Origin of the sequence: Galactobacter sp. (genome assembly GCF_022712295.1) — a bacterium.
Lineage (GTDB): Bacteria > Actinomycetota > Actinomycetes > Actinomycetales > Micrococcaceae > Galactobacter.
Genome location: NZ_JALAGT010000088.1, coordinates 19150 through 45364, shown reverse-complemented (window position 1 = coordinate 45364; position 26215 = coordinate 19150). Strand labels below are relative to the sequence as shown.

General features: G+C 66.7%; 24 protein-coding genes and 1 pseudogene. 12 read left to right on the top strand and 13 right to left on the bottom strand.

All coding sequences use genetic code 11. From position 1 onward, the window contains the following. Nucleotides 1-106 precede the first annotated feature (106 nt). From Q0A15_RS06860 to Q0A15_RS06845, 4 genes are all read right to left on the bottom strand, one after another. A complete protein-coding gene (locus Q0A15_RS06860) occupies nucleotides 107-1630 on the bottom strand; it encodes a hypothetical protein (RefSeq protein WP_291278781.1) in 1524 nt (507 codons plus the stop codon). Further along, entirely contained in the window at nucleotides 1627-2532 is a 906-nt protein-coding gene (locus Q0A15_RS06855) for an FAD:protein FMN transferase (protein ID WP_291278780.1), read from the bottom strand. Before Q0A15_RS06855 ends, Q0A15_RS06860 begins: the two co-directional genes overlap by 4 nt. Next, nucleotides 2525-3022 carry an FMN-binding protein gene (locus tag Q0A15_RS06850; RefSeq protein WP_291278779.1) on the bottom strand — a complete coding sequence of 166 codons (498 nt, stop codon included), beginning with the start codon at nucleotides 3020-3022 and terminating at the stop codon, nucleotides 2525-2527. The genes Q0A15_RS06855 and Q0A15_RS06850 overlap by 8 nt, the downstream gene beginning before the upstream one ends. Before the next feature lie 129 nt (nucleotides 3023-3151). Next, nucleotides 3152-4975, bottom strand: coding sequence for an ABC transporter ATP-binding protein (locus Q0A15_RS06845; RefSeq protein WP_291278778.1), 1824 nt, complete (start codon nucleotides 4973-4975; stop codon nucleotides 3152-3154). A gap of 99 nt (nucleotides 4976-5074) precedes the next feature. Between Q0A15_RS06845 and Q0A15_RS06840 the strand changes: the two genes are divergently transcribed. After that, entirely contained in the window at nucleotides 5075-5575 is a 501-nt protein-coding gene (locus tag Q0A15_RS06840; RefSeq protein ID WP_291278777.1) for a MarR family winged helix-turn-helix transcriptional regulator, read from the top strand. Here Q0A15_RS06840 and Q0A15_RS06835 read toward each other — a convergent pair. Then, a complete protein-coding gene (locus Q0A15_RS06835; protein WP_291278776.1) occupies nucleotides 5569-6210 on the bottom strand; it encodes a copper resistance CopC family protein in 642 nt (213 codons plus the stop codon). The two genes, Q0A15_RS06840 and Q0A15_RS06835, sit on opposite strands and share 7 nt — an antisense overlap. 124 nt (nucleotides 6211-6334) lie before the next feature. Between Q0A15_RS06835 and Q0A15_RS06830 the strand changes: the two genes are divergently transcribed. The 6 genes from Q0A15_RS06830 to Q0A15_RS06805 all read left to right on the top strand — a co-directional run bounded on the left by Q0A15_RS06830 (nucleotide 6335) and on the right by Q0A15_RS06805 (nucleotide 12062). Continuing rightward, nucleotides 6335-7054: an MBL fold metallo-hydrolase gene (locus Q0A15_RS06830; protein WP_291278775.1), complete on the top strand. Its 720-nt coding sequence runs from the start codon at nucleotides 6335-6337 to the stop codon at nucleotides 7052-7054. A 14-nt stretch (nucleotides 7055-7068) separates the two neighbouring features. Continuing rightward, complete coding sequence (locus Q0A15_RS06825) at nucleotides 7069-7851, top strand: SDR family oxidoreductase (RefSeq protein WP_291278774.1); 783 nt, start codon at nucleotides 7069-7071, stop codon at nucleotides 7849-7851. A 261-nt stretch (nucleotides 7852-8112) separates the two neighbouring features. Further along, nucleotides 8113-9117, top strand: coding sequence for a siderophore ABC transporter substrate-binding protein (locus Q0A15_RS06820; protein WP_291278773.1), 1005 nt, complete (start codon nucleotides 8113-8115; stop codon nucleotides 9115-9117). A gap of 119 nt (nucleotides 9118-9236) precedes the next feature. Then, nucleotides 9237-10253 (top strand): iron chelate uptake ABC transporter family permease subunit, encoded by a 1017-nt coding sequence (locus tag Q0A15_RS06815; RefSeq protein ID WP_291278772.1) that lies wholly within the window; start codon nucleotides 9237-9239, stop codon nucleotides 10251-10253. Then, the gene (locus Q0A15_RS06810; protein WP_291278771.1) at nucleotides 10243-11274 is read left to right on the top strand and encodes an iron chelate uptake ABC transporter family permease subunit; all 1032 of its coding nucleotides are present in this window, start codon (nucleotides 10243-10245) and stop codon (nucleotides 11272-11274) included. Before Q0A15_RS06815 ends, Q0A15_RS06810 begins: the two co-directional genes overlap by 11 nt. A gap of 32 nt (nucleotides 11275-11306) precedes the next feature. Then, nucleotides 11307-12062 (top strand): ABC transporter ATP-binding protein, encoded by a 756-nt coding sequence (locus tag Q0A15_RS06805; RefSeq protein WP_291278792.1) that lies wholly within the window; start codon nucleotides 11307-11309, stop codon nucleotides 12060-12062. A 12-nt stretch (nucleotides 12063-12074) separates the two neighbouring features. On the opposite strand, the gene Q0A15_RS06800 is transcribed toward Q0A15_RS06805, so the two are convergent. The 3 genes from Q0A15_RS06800 to Q0A15_RS06790 form a co-directional block, all read right to left on the bottom strand. Next, the gene (locus Q0A15_RS06800) at nucleotides 12075-13379 is read right to left on the bottom strand and encodes an FtsX-like permease family protein (protein ID WP_291278770.1); all 1305 of its coding nucleotides are present in this window, start codon (nucleotides 13377-13379) and stop codon (nucleotides 12075-12077) included. Next, complete coding sequence (locus Q0A15_RS06795) at nucleotides 13376-14098, bottom strand: ABC transporter ATP-binding protein (protein ID WP_291278769.1); 723 nt, start codon at nucleotides 14096-14098, stop codon at nucleotides 13376-13378. Before Q0A15_RS06795 ends, Q0A15_RS06800 begins: the two co-directional genes overlap by 4 nt. Before the next feature lie 93 nt (nucleotides 14099-14191). Continuing rightward, nucleotides 14192-15421 (bottom strand): mechanosensitive ion channel domain-containing protein, encoded by a 1230-nt coding sequence (locus Q0A15_RS06790; protein WP_291278768.1) that lies wholly within the window; start codon nucleotides 15419-15421, stop codon nucleotides 14192-14194. Nucleotides 15422-15513: 92 nt separating this feature from the next. On the opposite strand from Q0A15_RS06790, the gene Q0A15_RS06785 reads away from it, so the two are divergent. The 3 genes from Q0A15_RS06785 to Q0A15_RS06775 all read left to right on the top strand — a co-directional run bounded on the left by Q0A15_RS06785 (nucleotide 15514) and on the right by Q0A15_RS06775 (nucleotide 19173). After that, nucleotides 15514-17118 (top strand): DHA2 family efflux MFS transporter permease subunit, encoded by a 1605-nt coding sequence (locus tag Q0A15_RS06785; protein WP_291278767.1) that lies wholly within the window; start codon nucleotides 15514-15516, stop codon nucleotides 17116-17118. Further along, nucleotides 17105-17803, top strand: a complete 699-nt coding sequence (locus tag Q0A15_RS06780) for a TetR/AcrR family transcriptional regulator (protein ID WP_291278766.1) — start codon at nucleotides 17105-17107, stop codon at nucleotides 17801-17803. Before Q0A15_RS06785 ends, Q0A15_RS06780 begins: the two co-directional genes overlap by 14 nt. Nucleotides 17804-17901: 98 nt before the next feature. After that, nucleotides 17902-19173 (top strand): acyl-CoA dehydrogenase family protein, encoded by a 1272-nt coding sequence (locus tag Q0A15_RS06775; protein WP_276784227.1) that lies wholly within the window; start codon nucleotides 17902-17904, stop codon nucleotides 19171-19173. Nucleotides 19174-19522: 349 nt separating this feature from the next. Here Q0A15_RS06775 and Q0A15_RS06770 read toward each other — a convergent pair whose 3' ends face one another. Both Q0A15_RS06770 and Q0A15_RS15025 read right to left on the bottom strand, forming a co-directional pair. After that, on the bottom strand, nucleotides 19523-20335 hold the full coding sequence (locus tag Q0A15_RS06770) for an alpha/beta fold hydrolase (protein WP_276784225.1): 813 nt from the start codon (nucleotides 20333-20335) through the stop codon (nucleotides 19523-19525). 78 nt (nucleotides 20336-20413) lie between these two features. Then, nucleotides 20414-20617 carry a family 1 glycosylhydrolase gene (locus Q0A15_RS15025; RefSeq protein ID WP_367273363.1) on the bottom strand — a complete coding sequence of 68 codons (204 nt, stop codon included), beginning with the start codon at nucleotides 20615-20617 and terminating at the stop codon, nucleotides 20414-20416. 208 nt (nucleotides 20618-20825) lie between these two features. On the opposite strand from Q0A15_RS15025, the pseudogene Q0A15_RS15020 reads away from it, so the two are divergent. After that, nucleotides 20826-21181, top strand: a pseudogene (locus Q0A15_RS15020) (alpha-L-rhamnosidase C-terminal domain-containing protein). Between the two features lie 18 nt (nucleotides 21182-21199). On the opposite strand, the gene Q0A15_RS06755 reads toward Q0A15_RS15020, so the two are convergent. The 3 genes from Q0A15_RS06755 to Q0A15_RS06745 form a co-directional block, all read right to left on the bottom strand. Then, complete coding sequence (locus Q0A15_RS06755) at nucleotides 21200-23377, bottom strand: efflux RND transporter permease subunit (protein ID WP_291278763.1); 2178 nt, start codon at nucleotides 23375-23377, stop codon at nucleotides 21200-21202. 145 nt (nucleotides 23378-23522) lie between these two features. Then, a complete protein-coding gene (locus Q0A15_RS06750; protein WP_291278762.1) occupies nucleotides 23523-24215 on the bottom strand; it encodes an SDR family oxidoreductase in 693 nt (230 codons plus the stop codon). A 255-nt stretch (nucleotides 24216-24470) separates the two neighbouring features. Further along, nucleotides 24471-24929 carry an Hsp20/alpha crystallin family protein gene (locus tag Q0A15_RS06745; RefSeq protein WP_291278761.1) on the bottom strand — a complete coding sequence of 153 codons (459 nt, stop codon included), beginning with the start codon at nucleotides 24927-24929 and terminating at the stop codon, nucleotides 24471-24473. A 256-nt stretch (nucleotides 24930-25185) separates the two neighbouring features. Here Q0A15_RS06745 and Q0A15_RS06740 point away from each other — a divergent pair, with 256 nt between their 5' ends. Then, nucleotides 25186-26187 (top strand): LacI family DNA-binding transcriptional regulator, encoded by a 1002-nt coding sequence (locus tag Q0A15_RS06740; protein WP_291278760.1) that lies wholly within the window; start codon nucleotides 25186-25188, stop codon nucleotides 26185-26187. The last annotated feature ends 28 nt before the right edge of the window (nucleotides 26188-26215 follow it).

Genomic DNA, 26215 nt, shown 5'->3' with positions numbered 1-26215 from the left:
CCGCCCTTCCCATGACCAGCCCTGCCATGGCCGCCGCCATGGGGTGCCCCGCCGTGGGGGCTTCTCTCTGCGCTCGATGTCACGCCTTCGATGCTAGTCGCGGGGTTCAGTAGCCCGCGAACGAGTCCGTCTTGACCTTGGCGACCCCAGCATCCTGGAGTGCGGACTTGGCGCGGGCCACGAAACCGGGTGAACCCGAGACCAAGGCCCTGCGTTGCTGAACATCAGGGCAGATCCGCAGCAGCTCGGGGATCACCAAGGAGGCTTCCGGATCCACCTGGATCAATTTCACGCCCGTTGACACAAGGTTTTCCGAGCCGAGTCGTGCCGCCAGGCGTGAGGTGAGCACCTCGTCACCCGGTGAAGAGACCACGTGGATCAGCACCACGTCGCGGGTGCCCTCGGAGCGGACCACGGCCTCGATCTGTGACAAGAACGGGGTGATCCCGACGCCGCGGGCCACCAGCACCACGGGTTCGTTGCCGTTGCCGAGCGAGAAGTCGCCACGGATGCCTTCGCTGCGAACCTTGAACCCAGGTTGGGCCGCCGCCAGCCGCAGCTTGAACTGGCTGGCCTTGGCAGGAAGCCGGTAGATCACCCGCAATTTCTGGGGGTCCGTGCCCACCAGGGAGAGCACCCGCCGGTTCCCACGGGTTCCCCCACCACCCGGAACCGTGAGTTCCAGTGCCTGGCCGGGCAGGTACTTGCGGGCACGCTTGGAGAAGAACTCGACCTCCACGAGGCTGGGGGCCAGCCGCTCCACGTTGGTCACGGTGAGCTTGCCTCCGGCGCCGGTGGCCCGGCCGTCCACGGCCGCGGCCACGAAGGCCAGAACGGCAGCCACCAGGTTCCCGGCCACCAACGCGAACTCAGGGCCAAGCGTGAAGCCGCTGTCCCCCACCGTCACGTTGATGGGGCGTGAGGCGATCAATCCGGTCACGGCTCCAACCACCACACGTTGCCAGCGGGCGGGCGCCCCACTGAGCGGTTCCGTGACCATGAAGAGGCACAGGAACACCATGGGATAGGACACCAACGCCGTGCGCATGGTGGACAACAACGAGGTGGAGTTGGTGCTCATGAGCCACTGAATGTTCAGCACCAGATACACCAGGAAACAGGCCAGCGCCGCATCCCAGCTTCCGGCCCGCCACAACACCACCAGCCCAAGGATCAGGACAGCCCAGAGCATCCAGCTGGTCGCGACCCACCAGGACGGCGTCCCCAGGCCCAGCACCACGACGGCGAGAGCACCGAAGGCCGCCGGGTTGACGAGGCGTCGGCCGAAGGGCACCAGCAGGAACTTGCCCACCACCGCGATGACCGCTGCAAGGGCCACGGATGTCAGGTCGTCCACCGTGGCCGTGGGCCACATGATGAAGTAGATCAAGAGGCCCGTGGTCAACGCCGAGGAGAAGCGCAGCGGCGCCCTGAGGACGGCGGACACCACCGTGTTGGCGGTCAGCGTCGCCACGACGCTGACCAGCAGCGAGGCCAAGAGGTCGCCGTTGTACTGCGGGATGGTGCGCAGGGTGGCCCCCAGCAGTGACCAGAGCGCCAGCAGCCCCAAGGCCGCTGCCACCACCACGTACATCGGTATCCGGCGCAGGGCCTGACCCAATCCGGTCATGCCCAAACCTCCCATTCTCGCTTTCCAGGTTTCCAGCCGCGCGTCACGCTCCATGCCACCCGGCCGTCGTCGTACACCACGAAAGTCTCCACTCCCAGGGCGTCGGAGACGGTATTGGGGGAGGCAAAGAAAAGGGCCGTGGTCGCGGCATCGGCGGTCATCGCGTCCGGAGCGGACGCGTAGGCGGCGGTGACGCCGCGGACGGGACTCCCCGTCCGCGCGTCGAGCACGTGGTGGAGGTCCTCACTACCCTGCGAGCCGCCGCGCTGCCAGGCCCTGCGGCGCGTGGACGAGCCGCAGAGTGCGCCATCCGTCAGAGTGACCGCGGCGAGGACGCGGGTGGGGTCGGCGGGATCCTCGACGCCGAGTCGGCGAGCACCACCGGCGCAGGCCACGTCGCCGCCGGCGTCGACGGCGACGTCGGAGTGTCCGGCGTCCTTGAGGCAGGCCAGCACCAGATCCGCCAATTGCCCCTTACCCAGCGCGCCGACGTCCAACGTGATGGGTTCCGAGGTGGTCAGCTCCCGGCCGTTGACGGTGCACACGTCCTTGAACTGAGGTGCGGGCAGCGTACCCGGTTGGGCTTCGAGGGTGATGTCGGCTCCGTAGCCCAGATGGGACAGTGAGGCACCGACCAGCGGGTTGACGGCACCGTCCGTGACCGCGGAGACCAATTTGTAGAGTCCGAGCAGGTCGGAGGCGTAGGCGGGTAGTTCCCAGTGTCCTGCGTCCCAGGCCATCCGGCTGACCACGGAGTCGGGCCGGAAGCGCGAGAAGGTCTTGTCGTAGTCCTCGATCACGGCAGAAACGGCGGCGCGATCGGCCTCAGGCAGCGTCTCTGGCGTGTGGATCCGCCAGCGCGTGCCGATCGCGTCGAATTCCCAGACCGCAGTGTCAGGCAACGGCTTCCTCGGCAATCTTGGCGAGGGCCTCGTTGAATCCTTCCGAGGTCAGGGAGGAGGAGGCCACCACGGAGACGTCCGCCTCGTCCAGGGACTTCCCCACCACTTGGTCCGCGACGTTCTCGGCAAAGTCCTTCTGGAAGCGCTGCGACTGCGAGTCCACCGCGCCAGGGGTCACTGTGATGTCGGAGATGGCGCCGTCCTTCAGCGTCAGTTCCACGCTCACGCTCTGCTGGCCTCCGGGCGAGGTGTATTCCCCGTCGGCCGAGTAGGTGCCGTCCTCGTACTCCGCTCCAGTGGCGGTGCTGGAGCCGGCGGTGCTGGAGCTGGCGGAGGACTTGGTGTCCGTGTTGTTCTTGGTGCCCTCAGAGGCTGCGGTGGCACAGCCGGCCGCCATCAGAGCGATCGCGGCGGAGGCGCTGAGCATGGCGGTGTTGCGCAGAACCGGACGCGAACTCGTGCGGCTGCCTGTGCGGTGGTGGACGGTCATGGCGCTCCCTGGTGGTCAGAATTACGAGACGATTCAAAACTACTTCGTATCGAACTTCGTCCAGTCTGACCCCTGAACTTTCCTCCCTCCCAGGTTGCACCTGTCCCTCACCTGTGTAAGTTGCAGCTTCTAGTGTCCGACGGCCGCGTTGCGAGAGAGCCTCGCGAACGCGCCTCCCGCTGCGCGCAGGTCTGGAGCGCTGCCGCGCTCCACGATGCGGCCGCCGTCAAGCACCAGCACCTGGTCAGCGTCCTCGATGGTGGAGAGCCGGTGGGCGATGGTGATGGTGGTACGCCCCTTCGCCAAGCGATCCAGAGCGTTTTGCACCGCGGCCTCTGTGGTGTTGTCGAGTGCCGAGGTGGCCTCGTCCAACACCAGGACCTTCGGATCGTGCAACAGCGTGCGGGCAATGGCGAGCCGCTGCTGCTCCCCGCCGGAGAACCGGTGTCCACGGGCCCCCACCACGGTGTCGAGACCCTGCGGCAGTTCGCTGACGCGGGCCGCGAGTTGGGCGGTCGTCAGGGCCTCCCAGAGCTGCTGGTCCGTGGCCTCCGGTGCCGCGAGCCGAAGGTTCTCCGCCACGGTGGCGTGCATCAGGTAGGTCTCCTGGGATACCTCCCCCACCAGGGAGGCGAGGTCGGCGGAGGCCATGTCCCGTACGTCGACTCCGTCGATGGTGACCCGCCCGCTGGTGGCCTCGTTCAGGCGGGAGACCAGGGAAACCAGGGTGGACTTCCCGGAGCCCGTGGGGCCCACCACGGCCGTACTCGTACCCGCCGGGACGAGGACGTCCACGTCGGTGAGCGTCGCTCCGCCCGAGTCCGGGTACTCGAAGCCGACGCCCTCGAAGCGCACCTCGCCGCGTGAGCGGTCCAGATCCACCTTCACCGGGTGCTCCGGTTCGCGGATCTCCGGGACCAGGTCGAGCCATTCGAAGATGCGGGAGAAGAAGGCCATGGCGGTGACCCACTGGACGCCAACGGACATGAGGCCCAGGACGGGACGGAAGAGGTTGGCCTGCAGTGCGGTGAAGGCCACCACGGTACCGATGGACATGCCACCGCCCACCGGGAAGCCTGCCGCGAGGTAGATGAGGGCGGGGATGGCCGCGAAGATGATCTGCATGGTGGACATCCGCCAGCGGCCTGCCAGCTGGGATTGCACCTCCAGCTCGGCCAGATCCGCTGAGGCTTCGTCGAAGCGGGCCGCGTCACGCTTGGTGGTTCCCATGGTCTTGGCCAGGCGGATGCCTGAGACGGAGAGGCCCTCGTCCACGCCGTTCTGCAGTACGGCCATCTGGGCCTGTTGCTTGGCGGTGACGTCGCGGCGCAGCAGGGCCACGCGGCGGGCCACGAGCACGGCAGGCGGGATCACCAGCAGTGAGATGAGGCTGAGCCAGGGGGAGAGCGCAAGCATGGCCACGATGGTGCCGATGGCGGTGGTCAGGTTGGAGGCCACCCCCGTAGCCGTGTTGGTGACCAGGGTCTGCATGCCGTTGATGTCATTGGTCATGCGGGAGTGGACCTCACCGCCGTGGGTCCGGGTGAAGAAGCCGAGCGACTGGGACTGCAGGTGCTTGAACAAGTCCGTGCGCAGGGCGTGCATCACGCGCTGGCCCACGCGTGTGGAGATGAGGGTCTGGATGACACCCACCACGGCGGTGAGGATCGCGACCACGATCATGGCGATCACCAGCCAGACCAACATCCGTGTGTTCCCGTGCGGCAGGGCATCGTCGATGACGCCCTTGACGAGGAAGGGCTGGCTCAGGTTGATCAGCCCTGAGGCGATGATCAGCACCACCACACCCAGCAGTGCGCGCAGGTGCGGACGGAAGAGAGAGCCGATCCTCCGCAGCTTCACGGGGTGGGCTCTCAATTGGTCCTGGTCGTCGTGATTGACGCGGCGTGGCCCCTGGACCGGGGGCAGGGCTATGGGAGTGGGTGAGGACACGAGGCTTCCTTGATGCCGAGGTCGGGGTGCGCGTACCCCGATGGACATACCGAGGTTACCTCTCTACATCGTATGAAGTACAGAGGTAACCTCTTCATCATGAGCGAAATCGACGCATCCCTCCCCTCCCTGGTCCACGCCGTCTCGAGGGGGCTGCGCCGCAGTTGGATCCAGGAGCTGGAGCCCCACGGCATCACGCCGCACGAGTGGAGGGCGCTGAACATCATCATCCGAAGCACTCGGGCCACCGATGCAGTCACGGATCGGGGTCCGCTGCGACAGCGGGACCTGGCGGAGGCACTGCACATCGCGCCCCGATCGGCCGCGGAGGTGGTGCGGCGACTGGAGGAACTTGGCCTGGTGAGCCGTTCTCCGCACCCGGAGGACAAGCGTGCCATGCTCATCACGGCCACACAGGCCGGACGTGATGTCGAGGCTCATGTCGGCGAGTTACGAGATCAGGCGGGAACCGAGTACTTCGCCTCGCTCTCGCCGCAGGACGCGGCCGATCTGGCCCGCATCCTGGGGAAACTGACCGAGGAACATCCCGTACCCCAGCACGGTCGCCACGGACAGGGTGCTGCGCACACCGGTCAGTGATTCGTCTTCTTCTTGCGGGTCAGCTGCAGGACGATCCCCAGCAGCACGGCCACCACCAGGCAGCCGCCGATGATCCACATGAGCCGGACGGTTCCCGCCGGATCGTCCTTGGTGGCGATCGCCACGGATGAGGACGACTCGGCGGCCTCCGAGTTCGCGGTCGCTTCGCCGGAAGCGGCTGCTTCGCTGGTTTCCGGCGCCTGGCTCGTGGCCGGCGCCTCCTCACCCTCGGTGACCGTGAAGGCGTAGTTCCCGTCGCCGCTGATCCGGTGACCGTCCGCGGACAGCGCGGACCACTGCACGTCATAGGTGCCTGCCGGAAGCTTGCCCAACGACCGGCTCATTTTGGGTCCGTCCACCTCGACGTCCCCGGCGGTGACCTCGTCACCGTCGCGGTTGAGCACCACGATCTGATTGGACTTGGACCCGGGCAGGTCCTGGAGGTCCTCGTTGAAGGTCAGGGTGATGGCTGCGGGTGCCTTCTTCACGGTGGTCCCGTCCCGCGGGTCGCCGTCGATCAGCTGCGAGTGCGCGGACGCGGATCCCACGAACACCGGTGCCATGAACGCAAACGCCAGTGCCAGGATCGCAGCGAGGGTCAGGGGGGACTTCAGGGATTCACGCTTAACGAACACACCTGCGATCCTACCGAGAACCGACCCGTGCATACTGGGGAGCGTGACGAGTCTCCTACCTTCTCCGCTACACCCCACGCCCGTTCCGGGGGTGGGATACCTGTTGCAGAACAACCCGGGACCCATGAGCCTCGAGGGAACCCAGACCTACTTCCTGCCCGGCGCCGACGGTTGGATCGTGGTGGACCCAGGGGACGACGACGCCAGCCACCAGGCCGCGATCGCTGCCGTTGGCCCCATCGAGTCCGTCCTCGTCACCCACCGCCACCACGATCATGTGGGTGGCTTGGCACGGCTGCGCGCGGCCACCGGTGCCGCGTCCCGCGGCCACGATGCCCGGTTCAGCGTGGGCGCGGATCCCCTGTCCGACGGCGCGTCGATCCGTTTGGGCGGCACCCTCGCCTTCGCACGCGTCCTGGCCACTCCTGGGCACACCTCGGACTCCGTGTCGCTGGTGCTCCACGATGAAGGTGGCCCGGTCGGCGTCCTCACCGGGGACACCCTCTTGGGTCATGGCACCACCATCATCGACCATCCCGACGGCCGGCTCGGCGACTATCTGCGGTCCCTGGAGCGGTTGGCCGAGCTGGGGCCCATCCCCGCGCTGCCGGCCCACGGCGGGTTCCCAGGGCCCGTGGACTCTCTGGCTCACAGCTATCGCGCCCACCGGGCGCAGCGCCTCGACCAGGTGCGCCACGCGGTGGCGGAGCTGCGTGCGGCAGACAAGGCCATCGGCGTCGGGCAGGTGACCGACCTGGTCTATGCGGACGTGGATCCGTCCGTGCGCAAGGCCGCCGAACACACCGTGGCGGCCCAGTTGGCCCTCCTGGAGGAGGAGGGCTGACTACTGTAGGTGGCATGTCGACCCCTTCCCCGTCTGACGCCACTGCCCACCGCACCGCCCTCATCACCGGGGCCACCTCCGGGATCGGGGCAGAGTTCGCTTCACAGGTAGCGGCCCAGGGCCGCCACCTGATCCTCGTTGCCCGCGACGCCGAGCGACTGGCGGCCAAGTGCGAGGAAGTGGAATCGCGCTACTCCATCCATGCGGAGGGATTGGTGGCTGACCTGCTCACGGAGGACGGGCAGCAGGCCGTGGAGTCACGACTGCTCTCCCACGTCGATCCGGTGGAGTTGCTGGTCAACAGCGCCGGCTACGGGTTGGGCGAGTCCTTCGACAAGACCACCTGGGATCAGGAGCGCGACCACTGGCGTATCCATACCCAAGTCCCGCTGCGGCTCTGCCATGCCGCGCTCTCCACCATGCTGCAGCGCGGCGGAGGACGGATCATCAACGTGGCCTCTGCCGCGGCCTTCACACCGCGCGGAACCTACTCCGCCGCGAAACTCGCCATGGTCAATTTCTCCGAATGGGCCAACCTTCACTACGCGAGTTCCGGCATAGCAGTCACTGCACTCTGCCCCGGACTGACTCGTACCGAGTTCCACGAGCGCAGCGGCCAGGACACCTCCAAGTTCCCCAGGATCGGCTGGCTGAAGGCGGAGAAGGTGGTGCGCCAGGCGCTCTCGGATTCCGCGGCGGGCAAGTCGCGTTCCACTCCGTCGCTGCGTTACAAGACCGCGCGGGTCGTGGCGAACGTACTGCCCAAGAGCACCGTGGAGCGCGTCGTGGATCGCTGATGACTCCACCAGGCGACATGAACTGCACGCGTGACGCATTTCATGTCGGCATCCCGGGTCCCGCGTGATCTCAGGCAAAACCGCCTCTGCGACCATCCAACACCGTTATCGTCCGACGAAGGTTTGGATTGTGAATAGCTTTTGACCCCTCTTATGCTGGTTCTGTTGCCCATTAGGACACAGCGGTGTCACCTCTTGAAAGTTGACACGCCTACCTCTGCAGGGTGACCGGTCATTTGCCTCCTAACGAAGAGACGATCAATGAAGTCCTCCATTCGTACCCTCGGCGCACTGAGCGCCGCCGCCTCCCTGCTGTTCATCAGCGCCTGCGGCTCCTCCGACTCCGGCGACGACAAGACCGGCGCCTCGGGCTCGTCCTCCACGATCACCATCACGGACAACAGCGGTGAGGTCGAGGTCCCCAACCCGCCGAAGCAGTACGCGGTCACCGACAACCTCTCGATGCGCACCCTGATGGACTGGGATCTCAAGCCCGTTGCCGCCGCTCGTTCCCTGATGCCCAAGGACTGGGAGTGGACTGACGATAAGTCCATCAAGGACACCGGGCTGCACGTGGAGCCGGATCTGGAACAGCTCGTTGCCGCCCAGCCGGACCTGGTCATCAACGGCTACCGCTACGGGCAGTACCAGGACAAGATCGCGAAGCTCCTGCCCGACACCCCTGTGGTCACGTTCGACCGCAAGGACGACGAGAGCCACATCGACAACCTGGTGCGCCACACCGAGCAGCTCGGCAAGATCTTCGAGAAGGAAGATGAGGCCAAGGCCAAGATCAAGGAGTTCGAGGACGCTCAGGCCAAGGCCAAGGAGGCCTATGACGGCAAGGCCACCACGATGGGCATCACCACCTCCGGCGGCGACATCAACTTCTCCGACCCGGCCGAGGGTCGAGGTGCCTCACCGTTGTTCGAGGCCCTGGATCTGAAGCCCGCGCTGGAGGTCAAGGGTGGGGACTCCACCGACAAGGGCAACGACATCTCCGTCGAGGCCATCGCCAAGGCCAACCCGGACTGGATGATCGTGCTCGACCGCGATGCTCCGTTGGCCGCCAAGGGTGGAGAGGCCGCAGAGGATTACACCCCTGCCAAGGATCTGCTGACCAAGTCGGACGCGCTGAAGAACACCACGGCCGTCAAGAACGACCAGATCATCTACCTGCCCGCCGACCTGTACCTGGACGAGGGCATCGAGATGTACACGGACATCTTCAATCAGGCCGAAGAGGCCTTCTCCGCAGCCAAGTGACCCCTGACGCTCCTCTGGATCACCGTCAGTCGACGTCCTGAGTGTGTAGGCGGCATCCCATGGGGTGCCGCCTACACACGTCACGCACCAACGCACTCACACCCCACCGAAGCGGACGCATGAGCACCAGCACCGAACCGTCGCAGGACCCAGAGGCGCCACCAGAGCGACGCCCGCGCAAGAAGCAACGCCTCTTCACCTGGCCCCTGATCATCGGCGTGGCCGTCGTGGCGGGCCTCCTCATCGCCAGCCTCTGTGTAGGCGAGTACAACATTCTCTCCGGGCGGGACGGCTGGGAGATGTTCATGATCACTCGCGTGCCCCGCACCATCGCACTCCTGCTGGCTGGTGCCGCACTGGCCATGGCCGGACTCGTGATGCAGATGGTCACACAGAACCGCTTCGTGGAACCCACCACCACCGGAACCACCGAATGGGCCGGGCTGGGGCTGCTGCTGGTCTACATCATCGATCCGACCGCCCCCGTACTGGCCAAGATGGGCGGCGCCATCGTGGCCTCGTTCATCGGCACCATGCTCTTCTTCGCCTTTGTACGCAGGGTGACCCTGAAATCCTCCGTGGTGGTACCCATCGTCGGCATGATGCTCGGTGCCGTCGTCGGTTCCGTGGCGAACTACGTGGCGCTCAGCTTCGACGCCGTGCAGTCCCTCGAGGTGTGGTTCACCGGCTCGTTCACCTCGGTATTGCGTGGACAGTACGAGCCCATCTGGGCCGTGGCCGTAGTGGTGGTGATCATCTTCATCACCGCGGACCGCTTCACCGTGGCCGGGCTGGGCCGGGACATGGCCACCAGCGTCGGCCTCAACCACGATCGCGTGGTGTTGCTCGGCACCGGCCTGATCGCCGTCACCACCGGCATCATCACCGTGGTGGTCGGCAACCTGCCCTTCCTGGGGCTCGTGGTCCCCAACCTGGTCTCACGTTTCCGCGGCGACGACCTGCGCTCCAACCTTCCCTGGGTGGCCCTCGGCGGAATCGGCATGGTGACCGTGGCCGATCTGCTAGGTCGCACGGTGATCTCCCCGTTCGAGCTCCCGGTCTCCCTGATCCTCGGCGTGGCCGGCTCCGTCGTGTTCATCACCCTGTTGTTGAAGGGGCGCAAAGTTGTCCGCTGAACCGATCTCCCCCGCCCGTCGACACTCGGGGCCCCTCCCCGGCCGCAGTCACCAGCTGCGCTACCTGATCTCCATCATCGCCCTGGTGATCGCCGCCGCCGCGGTGGTGTTCCTGACCATGGCCTGGGACAACCCGCTTCCCTTCGGCACCGAGGGCTTCTGGATCATCTCCAAGATGCGCGTGAGCGCCCTCGGCGTGATCGCCGTGGTCGCTGTGGCCCAGTCAGTGGCCACGATCGCCTTCCAGACCGTGACCAACAACCGCATCCTCACGCCCTCCATCCTGGGCTTCGAGTCGTTGTACCGGGTCATCCAGACCGGCATGGTCTTCCTGCTCGGTGCTGCCGGAGTCACCTTCCTGTCCGGTCAACTCCAATTCGTGCTCCAGGTCCTGATCATGGTGATCTTCGCCTGTCTGCTCTATGGGTTCCTGCTGACCGGCAAACGCGCCGATCTCCATGTGACCCTGCTGGTGGGACTGGTACTGGGTGGAGGTCTGGCCTCCCTGTCCACCTTCATGCAGCGGCTCCTCGATCCTGCCGAGTTCGACCTGCTCCTGGCACGCCAGATCGCCTCGGTGGGCAACGCCGACGTCGGGAAACTGGGTCTCGCGATCCCCGCGGTCGTGGTGTGTTCCGTGGTGCTCTACGCACTCTCCGGACGGCTGAACGTGCTGGCCCTCGGCCGGGACACCGCCGTGAACCTGGGCCTTCATCACCAGCGTTTCACCATCTTGGTGCTGGTGCTCGTGGCCATCTTGGTGTCCGTCTCCACAGCGTTGATCGGCCCCATGACCTTCTTCGGATTCCTGGTTGCCATGTTGACCTACCAGCTGGCAGACACCTACGACCACAAATTGCTCTTCCCCATGGGGGCCCTGTTGGCCTTCGTGGTCTTTGGCGGCGCCTACTTCGTCCTGAAGCACGTCTTCCCGGCGGAGGGCTCGGTCTCCATCATCATCGAACTCGTGGGAGGCATCGCCTTCCTGGTCTACATCCTCCGGAAGGGGCGCCTGGCATGAGTGCCGATACGCGCATTGCAAGCCCGACACACATGATCCGGCTCGACGACGTGATGCGCCGCTACAGCGACGAAGTCACCATCGGGCCCGTGAATCTGTCGATCCCCAGGGGCGGCATCACTGCACTGGTGGGTCCCAATGGTGCCGGCAAGTCCACGCTGCTGACCATGATCGGCCGCCTCATGCAGGCCGACGCCGGCTCCATCACCGTGGATGGCCTTGACGTCTCGAGGACGCCTTCCAAGCGCATGGCCAAGGTGGTCTCCATCCTGCGGCAGGAAAACCACTTCGTGACCCGCCTGACCGTACGCCAGCTGGTGGGCTTCGGCCGCTTCCCCTACTCCAAGGGGCACCTCACCTCGGAGGACGAGGACAAGATCTCCGAGGCCATCGACTTCATGGGTCTCTCGGAACGGGAGAGCCGCTACCTCGACCAGCTCTCCGGCGGTCAGCGCCAGCGCGCCTACGTCGCCATGGTCTTGGCCCAGGACACGGATTGCATCCTGTTGGACGAGCCGTTGAACAACCTGGACATGGAACATTCAGCCGCCATGATGCGCCGGCTGGACACCTTCGTGAAGGAACAGGGCAAGACCGTGGTGATCGTGCTGCACGACATCAACTTCGCCGCCCGCTACGCCTCACATATCTGCGCCATGAAGAACGGCCAGGTGGCCCACTTCGGAACGGCGGAGGAGGTCATGGACCCCGAGATCCTCACCGAGGTGTTCAACACTCAAGTGGACGTGGTCTCCACCGAGCGTGGGCGGATCGCGGTCTACTACTGAGCGGCGTCCGGCCTACCGGGTAGCCACCCGGCCCGCCACCACCGCCGCCACCCTGACCGTCAGGACGCCGAGCACACAGACCAGTGCAACCACCAACAGTGTCACGGGGTCCGTGATCAGGCTCATCCCCACCAACGGGAACAGCAGCGTCGCGGAGGCCACCACCGCCACCAGCAGCGTCAGCACCAGTGGCCCCATGAGCCCCTGCACCCTGGCCTTGCCGGGGATCTCCGGCGGAACGCCCATCATCCACAGCGAGTGGTCCAGGTCCTCGCGGTCCAGGACCGTGGCGGCCTGGGAGACCAGGGTTGTGCTGGCGACGCCCACGAAGGCGATCACGAGCGTCACGATCACGCCTGTGCGCACGTCCACACCGCTGACGACGTCGGTGGAGGGCTCAGAATCCAGGCCCTTGCTCAGGGCGGCGCCCGCGCCGCCCACCACCGCGACGAAGCCGGCCATCGCGGCACCGGACACCTGCCGCCAGGTGGCGGCCGCGTCGTCGAGCACCGAACGGGCCGAAAGCAGCGATGCTGCGTTCGAGGCGGAGCGGAGCTTGCGCCGCGCCCACACACCGAGCACCCAGGGGCCAACGGCATTCAGTGCCACGAAGCCGCCAAGGAACACCCCGAGGATCGCGATGACCACTCCGGCCACGCCCACCACCTGGCCCAACGTGGAGGTCGAGGACGTCACCATCATGCCCAGCACCACGAGGCCGGCAGCAATCACGAGGCGCAGCCACCCCGGCACCGGGCGTGCCGCCCGAGTCCGCACGCCGAGTGGAGTCACCAGCACGCGCCGCATCCCTACCAGCGCGGAGACCGCGGCCACGATCACCACGGCCACCATCACGAGTGCGGCCAACCACCACGGCATCCAGATGGCCGTGCCGATCGCCTCACCGCGGAAGTGGATCAGCCCGACGGCGGGTGCCAGCGCCGCGCCCGCGACCAGTCCAGCAACGGCGCCGAGCGCGGCCTCCGCCGCTGCGCCGAGGACCGTCACGCCCGCCACCTGCTGGCCGGTGGCCCCCACCAACCGCAACGTGGAGAGCCTGCGGTCCTGGGCCCGGGCCGAGAGTCGTGCCGCGGCAGCCCCGAGATAGACCAAGGGGACCACCAGCAACACGAGCGCCAACGCTGCCAGTCCTTGGAGGCCCGCACCGACGTCGTCGTCCCAGCGCAAGAACGAATGGGCGCCCGCCATGGTCAGCGCTACCAGCGTCGTGACGAGCGCATAGGCGCCCGAGCCGAGCGACGCGGCACGTCGATCGGTGCTGCGGCGCAGCAGCCATGAGATCCGAATCGGGGTCATCCCACCAACCGCCCGTCCTGCATCGTCACGGTGCGGTCGCACCGAGCCGCCACCTGCGCGTCGTGTGTCACCACGATCAGGGTGGCCCCTCGACCCACGGTGGAGGTCAGCAGGACGTCCATGACCTCTGACGAGGTGCGGGAGTCCAGAGCGCCCGTCGGCTCGTCCGCGAAGACCACGCGGGCGCCACCCACCTGAGCCCGGGCGATGGCCACTCGTTGTGCCTGGCCACCCGAGAGTTCGTTGAGCCGGCGGGTCTCCATGCCGGCCAGACCGAGTTGTGCCAGCCAGCCGGCCGCCTGGGTCTCCGCGCTCAGGCGTGGACTACCTGCCACCATGAGCGGCAGGGCCACGTTCTCCACCGCGGTCAGTTCGGGGATCAACAGGCCCTCCTGGAAGACGAAGCCGAACTCGGCGCGACGCAGCTTGGACCTTTCGCCCTCATTCAGGGCAGCGATGTCCATGTTCCTGCCGCCGGAGCCGTTGTAATCGACCTGGCCGGCATCCGGGCGTTCGATTCCAGCCAGCGTCAGCAGCAGCGTGGACTTGCCGGAGCCGGAGGTGCCCATCACGGCGAGCGCCTCCCCCGGAGCCACGTCAAGGTCCACGCCGGCCAGGGCGTGGGTGGTGCCATAGGTCTTCAGCAGGCCGCGGGCCGCGATTCGAGTGGGCGTCTGGTTCTGGGACGGTGGCTGCTGCCACGGGGCTTGATGCGTCATGATCCAAGCTTGGTGGCGGGCAGGGTGGCGCCGCGTCGGAGCAGGGTCTGGATTCAGCGGCCTCCGGGTCAGACCAGAGGATGAACCGGCGGCTCAGGCCTGGGGTGGACGCTGGATCTGCGGCACCGGTAGGGAACTCGGGTACTTCTGCTTCAGCTCGGTGATGAGCTTCTCCCTGACCAGATTGCGCAAGGTCCAGAGGTCCCCGGCATTGCGTGCCGAGAGCACGATGTTGATCCGCATCAGTCCCCCCTCGGCATTACTGACCGACGTGTCCACGCTGCGCCCGTCCCACAACTCTGAGGCGTCCACGAGCTGTTCCACGCGGTGGCGGATCCAGTCCACGGGTGCGTCCCAGGTCAGGTCCAAGATCACCGTGCCATTGAGCTCCCTCGATTCGCGAGACCAGTTCTCGAAGGGGGTGGTGGTGAAGTAGGTGCTCGGCAGGATCATGCTGCGGCCGTCCGCCATCGCGATCACCACATAGGTGAGGGTGATCTCGTGGACCTTGCCCTGCTGACCCTCCACGAAGACCACGTCGTCCACGCGGATGGAACTCGTGAAGGCCACCTGCAACCCGGCGAAGACGTTGGCGAGCACACCCTGGACGGCGAGGCCGACCACCACGGAGACCAGACCGGCGGAGGCCAGGATGGTGGTTCCCAGCCGTTGCACCGCTGGGATCATCAACAGGACTCCGCCGATACCGAGCACCAGCACCACGGCGGTGGCCACACGCTTGAGCAACGTGACCTGGGTGCGCATCTTGGCCAGCTTGGAGGTGACGTCCGCCGGGTCGTCCACATGCTGGGCCAGGACCGAACGCTCGAAGACGGAGATCAGCGTGACCACGGTCCACGTGATGCACACGATCATGGTGACCTTCAGGATGGCCTGGACCACCTGGTTCCCGGTGTCATTCGAGATCAACCCGTCGGTACCGATCACCAGGCCGAGCGAGAGCATCAGGCAGAACACGGGCAGCAGCATGCGTTTGGCCTGCGTCTGAACGGCGGGGACCTTCCGCAGCAGCCGCATCATGATGTACCCGGCGACCACCGTGATCAGCGCTGCCGCGCCCACCGGGATCAGGATGGAGAGGACGGGACGAAGGTAGTCCGGCGCGTCGGAGACCACTTCCTTGAGCTCCGGCGTGAGCGGAATGACCGGGTCCGTGCTCGGGTCGGTCGGGTACCCGCTTGGATCGGTGCTGGTGGCGCCGCTCGGGTCGGTGGAGGACTCACCCGACCCGGTGGGGTCGTCCGTGGTGGCATCCGGGGTGGGTGTCGGCGTCTTGGCGAGAGAAAGGAACGCGGACTGCATGAACTCAAGGGTGGCACATCCACCCCGGATGAGTACCAACCGCGCGCTGTGTACTCGCTCTCCACTCACCGGACACGCACTAGAGTTGACCGGTGAGTTCCTCATCCCCCGCCGCAGCGTCTCCTTGGCTTCCCGCTTCCCAGGCGTGGAAGGCCATGGTGGGGCTCCTGCTCGGCTTCTTCATGCTCCTGGTCGACACCACCATCGTGGTGACGGCGCTGCCGCGGATGATGACCGAGTTGGACGCCGATCTCAACGCGGGCGTGTGGATCACGAGCGCGTACCTGCTCACCTATGCAGTGCCCCTGCTGGTCTCCGGCAGGCTCGGCGACAGATTCGGAGCCAAGAACATCTTCGTGTTGGGGCTGGTGATCTTCACCGGGGCCTCGTTGTGGTGTGGGCTCTCCTCCTCGGTGGCCTGGTTGATCGCCGCCCGCGCCGTTCAGGGTCTGGGTGCCGCATTGTTGAGTCCTCAATCCATGACCCTCATCACCCGCATGTTCGCGCCTGAGAAGCGTGGCGCGCCGATGGCGGTCTGGGGCGCCACCGCAGGCGTGGCCACGCTCGCGGGCCCGCTGCTCGGCGGTGTCCTGGTCGATGCCCTGGGTTGGGAGTGGATCTTCTTCGTCAACCTGCCGGTGGGCGTGCTCTGCTTCATCATGGTCGCCATCTGGATTCCCAAGTTGCCCGTGCATTCCCACAGCTTCGACCTGCTCGGGGTTGTTCTCTCCTCGGTGGGGCTGTTCCTCCTGGTCTTCGGGATCCAGCAGGGTGAGAGCCACGATTGGAGCCGCATCTGGGGGCCGTTCACGGCCTGGGAGTTCATCGTGGCCGGCTGCGTGATTCTTGGCGTGTTCATCTGGTGGCAGTCCGTGAACTCGAAGGAACCACTGCTACCGCTGCATCTCTTCCGTTCCCGGAATGTGTCCCTGGCCAACCTCACTGCCACCTGTATGGGGATCGCCGTGACGACCTTCGGGTTGCCCGTGGTGCTGTATCTGCAAACCGTGGACGGTTTCTCACCCACCCAGGCGGCCTTGGTCATGGCGCCCATGTCCGTGGTCTCGATCCTGGCCTCCCCGCTGGCCGGTTCCATGGTTTCCCGGGTGGACACCAAGTGGATGGCCGCTCCGGGCTTCGCGATCTTCGCCGCGGGAATGTTCGCGTCCTCCTGGTGCTTGGTCCAGCAGGCCGACCTCATCTGGCTCTTGTTGTCCTCCGCCGTCATGGGCATCGGCTCTGCCGCCGTGTGGCCCTCGATCTCCCTGACCAACAACCGCGACCTCACCCAAGCGGATGCCGGAGCCGGTTCCGGCGTTTTCAACACCACCAGACAGGTGGGCTCCGTGATCGGTTCCGCCGTCATCGCCTGGGTCATGCAAGCCCAGATCGAGTCCGAGGTGCGCGGCGCTACCGCTGGCTTGCCTTCAGCGGCCAAGCGGGAGGCCCAGCACCTCACGGCTCAAGGCAGCAGCGGCGGAACCGACGTGCCAGACTTCCTGCATCATGCCTTTGCCTCGGCCTACGGGGTCTCGGTCCTGGTGCCGGCCTGCGCGGCCCTGCTCGGGGCCCTCGTGGCCCTGTGCTTTGCCCCACGCGCTTCCACCCGGGCCGAGGCCGCGCGGGCGCAGGACGATCCAGAAGCGCGCAACCATGCTCACCCAGAAGAACAGGAGACCACCCATGGCACGCACTGATCTGGTCCCCGTTGCGGCGCTCCGGCTGTTGCTGCAGCGCGGATTCGATACCACCAGCGTGGACGATCTCGCCGCCGCCGCCGGCCTGAGCCGTTCCACCTTCTTCCGGCGCTTCCACTCCAAGGAAGGCATGGTCTTCGCCGATCAGGAGGAACGACTCGCGGCGGCCTCGCTGGCTCTGAAGGTCCATGCGGACGATGGCCCGCACGCCTTGATTCCCGCAGCACTGAGCGTCTTCGATCACCACACCGCACACCCTGACCTGGCCGAGGTCCGGTGGGATCTGCTGCATGAGGTCCCTGCCCTGCGTGACCGTGAACTGGTCACCACGCATCGCTTCGAGCGTCTCTTCCGCGATTTTCTGCTCAACGATTCCCCCGTGCCGGAGGGTCTGGGACCCCACGCTCGCGGGCCGATCCCCGATTCGACCCGTACCTGGGCCGTAGGCCTGGCGGCCTCCACGGTAGCGGTCCACAATGATCATCTGAGAGCGTGGACCAGAGAGCCCGACGACGCCGTTCGGGGCGCGCTGAAGGCGGCCCTGACCGACGTGATCAATCGTTCGCTCCCCAGCCCGGCTGCGGAGGCGCCGGTGGTCGTGGTGGTGGCAGGCTCCGGCGACCCGGCCGAGGTCGGTTCGCAGGTGGAGCAGGCGCTGCGCGCCCACGGAGGCGGGCGCGCCTGAGGCGAGCACCACCGTCGGGCAGTGAAACTGGGTTTCGCTTTTTGGTACCGAGTTCCATTAGGCTGCTTGCAGTAATCGCGACGCGCAGAGGAGACGTCATGACGCAGGACCAGCAGAGCCAATACAACGAGACCTTCCCCGACGGCGTGACCGAGCCCGAGTACGAGCTCTACGGGCGCGGCGAGCACGCGGTGGATGTGGACCCGGCCGGGGTTTTCGCCGACGTGCCGGACGAGGACGCCGAGTACCGGCAGCGCGCCAGGGAGTTCTCACTCACCGAGGTGGCCCCCATCATCGACGACTACTGGGACCGCGCCGATTACCCCCTGCAGCTGGTGCGCCGCCTCGGCGAACTCGACCTGCTGCGCGACGGCGTGAACCTGGATGGTTTCCCACACCAGTCCCGCCTGGCCGCCGGCCTGGTGAACATGGAATTGGCGCGCGTGGACGCCTCGGTCGCCACCATCGTCGGTGTCCAGGGCGCCCTTGCGCTGCGGTCCGTGGCCGACAAGGGCTCGCAGGAGCAGGTGGAACGCTGGGCCCGCCCCATGGCGACCGGTGAACTCCCCGGCGCCTTCGCACTCACCGAACCCACCCACGGCTCCGACTCCGTGGGGCTCGGGACCCGCGCCACCCGGGTGAGCGGCGGATGGGTACTCAACGGTGAGAAGAAGTGGATCGGCAACGGTTCGCTCGGACCTCAGCTGGGACTCGAGGCGGCCTCCGTGGTCTGGGCCAGGGACGACGACGGCGACGTGCGCGGCTTCGTGGTGGACCAGGCCTCCCCCGGTTACTCGGCGGAGACAATCACGGGCAAGCTGGCGCTGCGCGCCATCTGGCAGGCCCACATCACCCTGAAGAACATGTTTGTGCCCGACGACGCGTTGCTGGCCGATGCGCGTTCCTTCAAGGACACCTCGCAGGTGCTTTTCGCGACCCGCCTCGGCGTTGCCTGGTCCGCTGTGGGTGCAGCGATGGGTGCCTACGAGACCGCCGTGGCGTACGCCAAGCAGCGTGAACAGTTCGGCCGCCCTCTCGCCTCATCGCAGATCGTGAACGAACGCCTGGCCCGCATGCAGTCAGAGATGGTGCAGATCCAGCTGCTTGCACGTCATTGCGAACGCCTGGAGGCAGCCGGTGCCTTGACCGGGCCGCAGGCGTCGCTGGCGAAGTACTCCTCCACCCGCGCGGCACGTTCCATCGCCGCGAACGCCCGCGACCTGCTGGGTGGCAACGGCATCCTGATCGGCAACCGCGCCGCACGGCACTTCGCGGATGTGGAGGCGCTGCACACCTACGAGGGAACGGAGACGGTGCAGGCGCTGCTGATCGGACGCTCGGTGACCGGGAAATCCACCTTCACGGGCTGACCGGCCCAACATCTATTGCGCGGGGTGCACACTTTCCCCGTACTCGAAGGCCAGGTGCGTGCTCCGACCCGAGCCGCCCTGGCCTTCTGTATGTGCCTGCACCTGTAGTAGCACCCCCGGACGACATCGGACCGCCAGCGGTGATCTTCCACCCGGCCGCCTGCGGCACCGCCGCTGAAGTCGTAGTTGCCATTGGCGTCGCAGCACCAGGTGTCCTTGCCATCGCCTGCACAGTCCGGCACCAGCTACCGAGAAAGACGGTGCGTGTCGGTAATGCGGTGCGTCCTGGTGTTCAGCCAGGGGAACTCGGCGACCCATTCCTGCCCGGCGGCCGCCGCGGCGAGCGCCATCAGCGTCCGGAGACCGTCTCCACGAACGGAGCAAGGCCTTTCAGGACCTCCGGCGCCCGGGCCAGCGTGGCCGAGTGGGTCGCGCCTGGCAGGCCGAGGAAACGCCCGTGCGGCAACAGTCGCACGGCGTCGAGCGAGTCCTGGTAGCGCTGTTCGTCGCGCGTACCCGCCACCAGTAGCGCCGGCTGCCGGACCTTGCGCACGGCGAGGTCAGGCATCCCCGTGTCATAGGTGGACGTCGCACGGAACCACGCCGCCAGTGCCAATGGGTCGTTGCGTCTGAAGGCCGCGGCAGTGTTGGTGTCCAGACCGGGACCGAATCCCCTCACGAACCCGTCGATGTCCCCCTGTTCCAGGACGTCGAGGTAGCCGGGGAAGAAGATGTGTTCGATCTCCTCCGCCTGCTGCGCGCGGTGCGAGCCGCCCAGCGCCGCAAAGGCGATGACCCGCTCCGGGTGCTGTTCCACCAGCTGCCAGGCCACTCGCGCGCCCATCGAATAGCCCACGATGATGGCGCACTTGATTCCCACGGCATCCATGCAGGCGAGCACGTCGGAGACCATCAGCTCCGGGCGATAGGACTCCGCTTCATGGGGTTTGTCGCTGCGGCCGTGTCCGCGGGCATCCGGTCGAAGGTGCTTGTGCCCAGGGAACGCGGACATGTAGCTCAAACCCCGCCACGGCACACGGGAGAGCGCCGAACCGTGCAACCAGACGATGGCCGGTGAGTCCTCGCCGCCGGCCGCCGATTTAGCCGGGGTCAGGTCGAAGGAGAGCGTGGTGCCGTCGATGGGGTTGTGGGTCTGGGGCATGGTCCCCATTCTCTCGCGTCGGTGACGGGAATACGGCAAGAAGCCACAACGACGGTGCCGACCGGTCAGTCGGCCCCGTCACTGTGGCTTTTCACCGTTCACATGGGCGGGTTCACACGCGGGCGGCGCGATCCTCCCTGACAGCGGCCGCATACGCACCGCACTGGGCTTGAGGGTCCGCCGGAAACTGGTTCGATCCACCGAGGCCAACCCCAGCTTCGGCCGGTAACCGAAGATCCACTCGAAGTTGTTCATGAGGGTCCAGTGGCAATAGCCGAGCACGAGCGTGCCCCGGGGCGGTCTCCTCCGCTAGCGCCGCGAGCGCGGCCGGGATGAAGTCCTCCCGGAGCCCGTCGTCGTCCGATTGCATACCGTGCTCGGTCACCAGGACGGGGACACCTGAGCGCTGGTGCGCACACCGTACGGCGCCGGCCAGCGATCCGGGCTCGATGGCCGGACCCATCCCGTTCAGGGTCCCAACCCAGGAGAGATGACCTCCTTCAACCACTACGCCTTCGGGGCCGTGGCCGACTTCCTGCATCGGCGCGTCGGCAGGCTGGCCCCTGCCGAGCCCGGGTACCGGAAGCTCCGCGTTGCCCCGCTTCCCACGCCGGAACTGGCCTGGGCCAGGGCCACCCACGAGACCCCTACGGCCCTGCCGAGGTCTCGTGGACGTTGGAAGACAGTGAGTTCGCCCTGACCGTCACCGTCCCGGCCTCCACCCGAGAAGAGGTCCTCTTGCCCGACGGTTCGGCAGCCCGGGAGGTCGGGGCGGGAGTGCACCGCTTCTCCTGTACGTTCCAGCCGGGGATATCTGCCTCCGTGGCACCGGCCTTCACCGACTGAACCCCGGCCCGGCTCGCGTCACCGGCTCTTCGCAGGGGCCTTCGGTTCACGCGACAGCTTCGCGGGCCACCACAGGGAACGCCCGAGGTCGTACCCCAGTGCCGGCACCAGCAGGGTGCGCACCACAAAGGTGTCCAGCAGGACACCGAAGGCCACGGTCACGGCCAGCTGCACCAGGAACAGGATCGGGAGCACGGCGAGCGCCGCGAAGGTCGCGGCCAGGACCAGGCCTGCCGAGGTGATGACACCGCCGGTGACCACGCTCCCACGGAAGAGGCCATCGTGGGTGCCATGGACCAGGGCTTCCTCCCGGACACGGCTCATCAGGAAGATGTTGTAGTCCACGCCCAGGGCCACGAGGAAGACGAAGCCGAACAACGGAACGGCCGGATCCGCTCCGGGGAACCCGAACAGGTCGTTGAAGACCAGTGCCGAGACACCCATGGCCGTTGCGAAGGACAACACGGTGGTCAGCAGCAGCATCAGCGGCGCCACCACCGCGCGCAACAGAAGCATCAGGATCAGCGTGATCACCGCGAGCACCACCGGGATGATCAGCGTGCGGTCGTGGATGGAGGCAGTGTTGGTGTCCACGGCGGTGGCCGTCACCCCTCCCACCATGGCGCTCGATGCGCTCTCCGCCAGCGACTGACGCAGGTCACGAACGGTGTACCCTGCGGCGTCGGAGTCCGCGGCATCGGACAAGGTGGCCTCCAGCAGCACCTTGCCCTGGACCACCGTGTGATCCACTCCCAGGTCGGTCGAACCGGCTGCGCCTTCCAAGGTCTGCTCGGTGATCGCCGTGGTTCCGCTCCGGGATGCCGAGGAGACGACCGAGACCGCTTCCACTCCAGAGTTCTCCAGCAAGGTGCCGGCAGCTTCCACGCTCTGCTCCTGGTCTACGATGACGAGCGCCGGGCTCCCGCTGCCTCCCGGGAAGTGCTTCTCGAGGGCCTCCTGCCCGTCGCGTGCCTGCGAGGTCCCGAGTACCAGATCGGATTGAGCCACACCCGAGGCGTTCAGCTGCAAGATCCCGAGCCCACCGAGCAACAACAGTGCTGCAGTGATGATCCAGGTCCTACGCGGACGCCGACGGATCCCGCCCTGCCACCTGGCCCAGAATCCCTCACCGGAGATGTCACCGGAACCGCGCGTCGTCGGGCTCTGGAGCGCGGGCATCCGCGGCCAGAAGGCGGCCCGACCGAAGCAGAACAGCACGGCGGGGAGGAACGTGAGCGCCGAGAGCATCGCGAACGCGATGCCGATCGCGGCGACCGGCCCCAGGGTGCTGTTGGACTTGAGATCGCTCAACAACAGACACAGCAGCCCGGCAATCACCGTGGCGCCAGAGGCCACGATGGGTTCGAACGAGCCGCGTACCGCCTTCCACACGGCGGCCCACTTGTCCTGGCTGAACCTCAGTTCCTCACGGAAACGGGCCACGAGCAGCAGGGAGTAATCGGTGGCGGCGCCGATCACGAGGATGAAGAGGATCCCCTGGGTCTGTCCGCTCAGGAGCAGGATGTCCCATTTGGCCAACCACCACACCACGAACAGCGCGGCGCACAGCGCGAACATGCTGGTGCCGAGGACGGCGATCGGCAAGAGGAAGGACCGGTAGACCACGATCAGGATGACGAGCACGGCTGCGAGCGCCACACCGAGCAGCAGTCCGTCGATCCCTGAGAACGCAGCACTCAGATCCGCGCTGAAGCCCGCGGGCCCGGTGATGTAGCTCTGAACGCCGTCCGGGAGCGAGTCCCGCAGCAAAGCCCGCAAGTCGGAGACCACGTCCCCGACGTCCGCGTCGGCCGCGATCGAGACGAAGGCTTGAGCAGCGCGGCCGTCGTCCGATGGAACGATCGGGGAGCCCTCATCGACACCAGCGGTCGCGCCGACGGCGCTGTCCAACGCGTCGCCCAGCTCCGTCAGCCGATCCTTCGTGAGATCGTCATCGCTGGCGAACACCAGGATGGCGGGGACCCCATCCGATTCCTCGAACTCGCCGCGCAGGGCCTGTACCTTAGTTGCCTCTGCGGAGTCAGGCAGGTAAGCGCTCGAGTCGTTGGAAGAGACCTCGCTGACCTTGCCGAAGTATGGTCCACCGGTCCCGCCCAGGGCCAGCCACACCACGATCAGGACGGCCGGAAGCAGGATCCGCAGCCACTTCGGAGCCCCGCCAAGAGGTCGCGCCACTCCCCCGGGACGACGTCTCGACGAGGATCTGTGGTCATGCCGCGCCGACGGGCGCTCTGGTGCCATAGCCCGACCTTATCCGCCCTGTCGGGACCGGACAACGTCTCCGTCCACAACAGGCACTGTGTCGGCGCGATCGTACCGCTCAGGCCTGCGCGCCGGGAATCCTCCCGGCGGCCACGCCCCCGATCCACTCGTCGAGCCCTAGTGACCCGTCGCTGAAGTCCAGGGTCTGCCCCACGCTTTGAGGGTTGGCCAGAGAAGCGGCGACGACCTCGGCGACCAACGCGCGCGACGTCTCCCGACCACCCGTCCTGGCCTCGGCTGGAGCCCCCGCCGGGCTCACTCCGTGCGGCGACTCCCCCAGAGTCAGGGTTCCCGGCCCCACGATGGTCCAGTCCAGGCTCGTGGTGCGCAGATGAGTGTCCGCCGCCAGCTTCGCCTCCTGATACGTGTAGAAGGAGTTGGACTCGTCCACACGGTTGACGCGTCCTGCGCCCATGTAGCTGACCATGACGTAACGCTTCACGCCGGCGGCCGAGGCCGCATCCATCGAGCGGATGGCAGCGTCGCGGTCAACGGCGACGGTCCGAGCCGGGCTCCCTCCCCCGGCACCTGCGGACCAGACGATGGCGTCCTGGCCCTCGAAGGCGTGTGCCAGGGCGTCGGTGGATGCCTCGTCCACCGAGAGCACCAAGGGCTTCGCCCCCGCGGCGGTGATGTCCTCGGCCTGTGCCGGGTCACGGATCACCGACGTGACCTGATGCCCTGCATCCACGAGCAGAGGGGTCAGAAGCAGCGCGACTTTGCCGTGGCCGCCGATCAAGGTGATGTTCATAGGGCCATCGCACACCAGTGGCCTGGGTAGAGCAAGGGAATCAGCGCAGCGCGAAAGATGACTCCGGAGGGTCGCAGGAACGCGGGGCGCACAAGAATGGCCAACGGTCGGCACCCAACCGGGTGCCGACCGTCGGCCATCGATGTCCCGAGCGCGGTTTCCGCACTCGGCGCCCTCCAACGACACGATCCGGAGATTCGCTCCCCGGTCCGGGTGGGTACCTCCGGACACGGTCGGTGTGGGAGGGCCAGCGGGTCACTCGGCGGCTGGTTCCACCTGCTCCGACTCGGCGGACTCGGCTGCCTTCACGGTCTCCGGAGTGCCGGTCGCCACGGCGATCTTGCGGGGCTTGGCGGATTCGCGCACCGGGATGGTCACGGTGAGGACGCCACGGTCGTAGCGGGCCGTGATGTTCTCGGTGTCCACGCCCTGACCCAGATTGAGCTGGCGGACGAAGTCACCGTCTCGGCGTTCGCGGGTGATCCACTGGACCTCACCGGCGTCGGCGATGCGGCGCTGGGCACGGATGGTGAGCAGCTGACCGTCCACGTCCAGGTCCACGCTGTCCGGGTCGATTCCGGGCAGGTCGGCTTCGAGCAGGTAGCGGTCGCCATCGCGGTAGAGGTCCATGGGCATCTTCTCCGGGGAGTTCCCGGGGCGGACCGCCTGCACCACGCGGTCGAATTCGCGGAACGGATCAAAGATGCTGGCCATTTCACATCACTCCATCTTGTGTGGGTCTGAGCCGGTGGGCCCAGGTTGAGGTTCTGGTACCGGTCCCGATGACCGGTTCACTTGTATTGAGCGCACCCGACTCAAGTTTTATTCCATGCCCGCTCGGCTGGCAAGCACATACGTGATTCTCACGGGTTGCCTTCAGCCAAGCCACCGGTCCGCGGTCACGTGACCGCAACCGAACGCCGCTAGTCTTGAGCAGGAAGCAATTCGGATGCGTAAGGTGAGGACGACGGTGCCCAGAGTCAGCGTCAAACAGGTGGCCGCCCGCGCGGGAGTCTCCCTCGGCACCGTCTCCAACGTGCTCAACCGTCCGGAACGGGTCAAAGCGGAAACCCGCGAACGTGTGCAGGCCGCCATCAAGGACCTCGGTTTCGTCCGCAACGACGCCGCACGCCAGCTGCGTGCCGGCAGTTCACGCTCCATCGGCCTTCTGGTCCTGGACACCACCAACCCGTTCTTCATGGATCTGGCGCGTGGCGCCGATCGGGCCGCGCTGAGCCATGGGTACACCGTGGTGCTCGGCAACACCGACGGATCGGCGGAACGCGAGGACGCATACCTCGACCTGTTCATGCAGCAGCAGGTGGCTGGCATCCTCATCACCCCGGTCAGCACGTCTGCCGACCATCTCACGGCCTTGGCCGCCCGCAAGTTACCCACCGTTCTGGTGGACCAGTCCCCCGGAGAGATCCCAGGGCTCTCCTCGGTCTCCGTCGACGATCGGCTCGGCGCCCGTCTCGCGGTGGAACACCTGTTGAGCCTGGGCCGCCGCGACCTCCTGTTCCTGGGAGGTCCGGACTCCATTCCGCAGGTCCGTGACCGCACCGACGGGGCACGCGAAGCGGTCCAGGCCGTTCCGGGGGCACACCTACGGGTCGTCAACACCGAGCACCTGGGCATCGAGGACGGGCTCGCTGCGGGCTCCAAGCTCCTGCTCGGCACCCCACCGGATGCCGTCTTTGCAGCCAACGACCTTCTGGCCATCGGCTTCATGCGTGCCGTCCAGGCCCACGGCGGGTTCAGCATCCCCGAGGACATCGCCGTGGTGGGCTACGACGACATCCCCTACGCCGAGATGCTGCAGATCCCGTTGACCTCCATCCATCAGCCGGCCGAGGAGATCGGCGAGGCCGCCGTGGAGATGCTGCTGGGTGGTCACCTGGATGACAACCCTCACCAACTGTTCGAGCCCGGGTTGACGGTGCGCAATTCCACCGTCAACCCGGGCTCGTGAACGGCCGGCTCGGACCGGGACTCACCCG

Coding starts and splice junctions, on each gene's coding strand:
- Q0A15_RS06805 (WP_291278792.1), top strand. CDS start 11,307: ATGATCCGGCTCGACGACGTGATGCGCCGCTACAGCGACGAAGTCACC.
- Q0A15_RS06770 (WP_276784225.1), bottom strand. CDS start 20,335: ATGCCCCAGACCCACAACCCCATCGACGGCACCACGCTCTCCTTCGAC.
- Q0A15_RS06780 (WP_291278766.1), top strand. CDS start 17,105: ATGGCACGCACTGATCTGGTCCCCGTTGCGGCGCTCCGGCTGTTGCTG.
- Q0A15_RS06745 (WP_291278761.1), bottom strand. CDS start 24,929: ATGGCCAGCATCTTTGATCCGTTCCGCGAATTCGACCGCGTGGTGCAG.
- Q0A15_RS06750 (WP_291278762.1), bottom strand. CDS start 24,215: ATGAACATCACCTTGATCGGCGGCCACGGCAAAGTCGCGCTGCTTCTG.
- Q0A15_RS06850 (WP_291278779.1), bottom strand. CDS start 3,022: ATGACCGTCCACCACCGCACAGGCAGCCGCACGAGTTCGCGTCCGGTT.
- Q0A15_RS06815 (WP_291278772.1), top strand. CDS start 9,237: ATGAGCACCAGCACCGAACCGTCGCAGGACCCAGAGGCGCCACCAGAG.
- Q0A15_RS06790 (WP_291278768.1), bottom strand. CDS start 15,421: ATGCAGTCCGCGTTCCTTTCTCTCGCCAAGACGCCGACACCCACCCCG.
- Q0A15_RS06825 (WP_291278774.1), top strand. CDS start 7,069: ATGTCGACCCCTTCCCCGTCTGACGCCACTGCCCACCGCACCGCCCTC.
- Q0A15_RS06795 (WP_291278769.1), bottom strand. CDS start 14,098: ATGACGCATCAAGCCCCGTGGCAGCAGCCACCGTCCCAGAACCAGACG.
- Q0A15_RS06830 (WP_291278775.1), top strand. CDS start 6,335: ATGAGCCTCGAGGGAACCCAGACCTACTTCCTGCCCGGCGCCGACGGT.
- Q0A15_RS06775 (WP_276784227.1), top strand. CDS start 17,902: ATGACGCAGGACCAGCAGAGCCAATACAACGAGACCTTCCCCGACGGC.
- Q0A15_RS06800 (WP_291278770.1), bottom strand. CDS start 13,379: ATGACCCCGATTCGGATCTCATGGCTGCTGCGCCGCAGCACCGATCGA.
- Q0A15_RS06820 (WP_291278773.1), top strand. CDS start 8,113: ATGAAGTCCTCCATTCGTACCCTCGGCGCACTGAGCGCCGCCGCCTCC.
- Q0A15_RS06840 (WP_291278777.1), top strand. CDS start 5,075: ATGAGCGAAATCGACGCATCCCTCCCCTCCCTGGTCCACGCCGTCTCG.
- Q0A15_RS06860 (WP_291278781.1), bottom strand. CDS start 1,630: ATGACCGGATTGGGTCAGGCCCTGCGCCGGATACCGATGTACGTGGTG.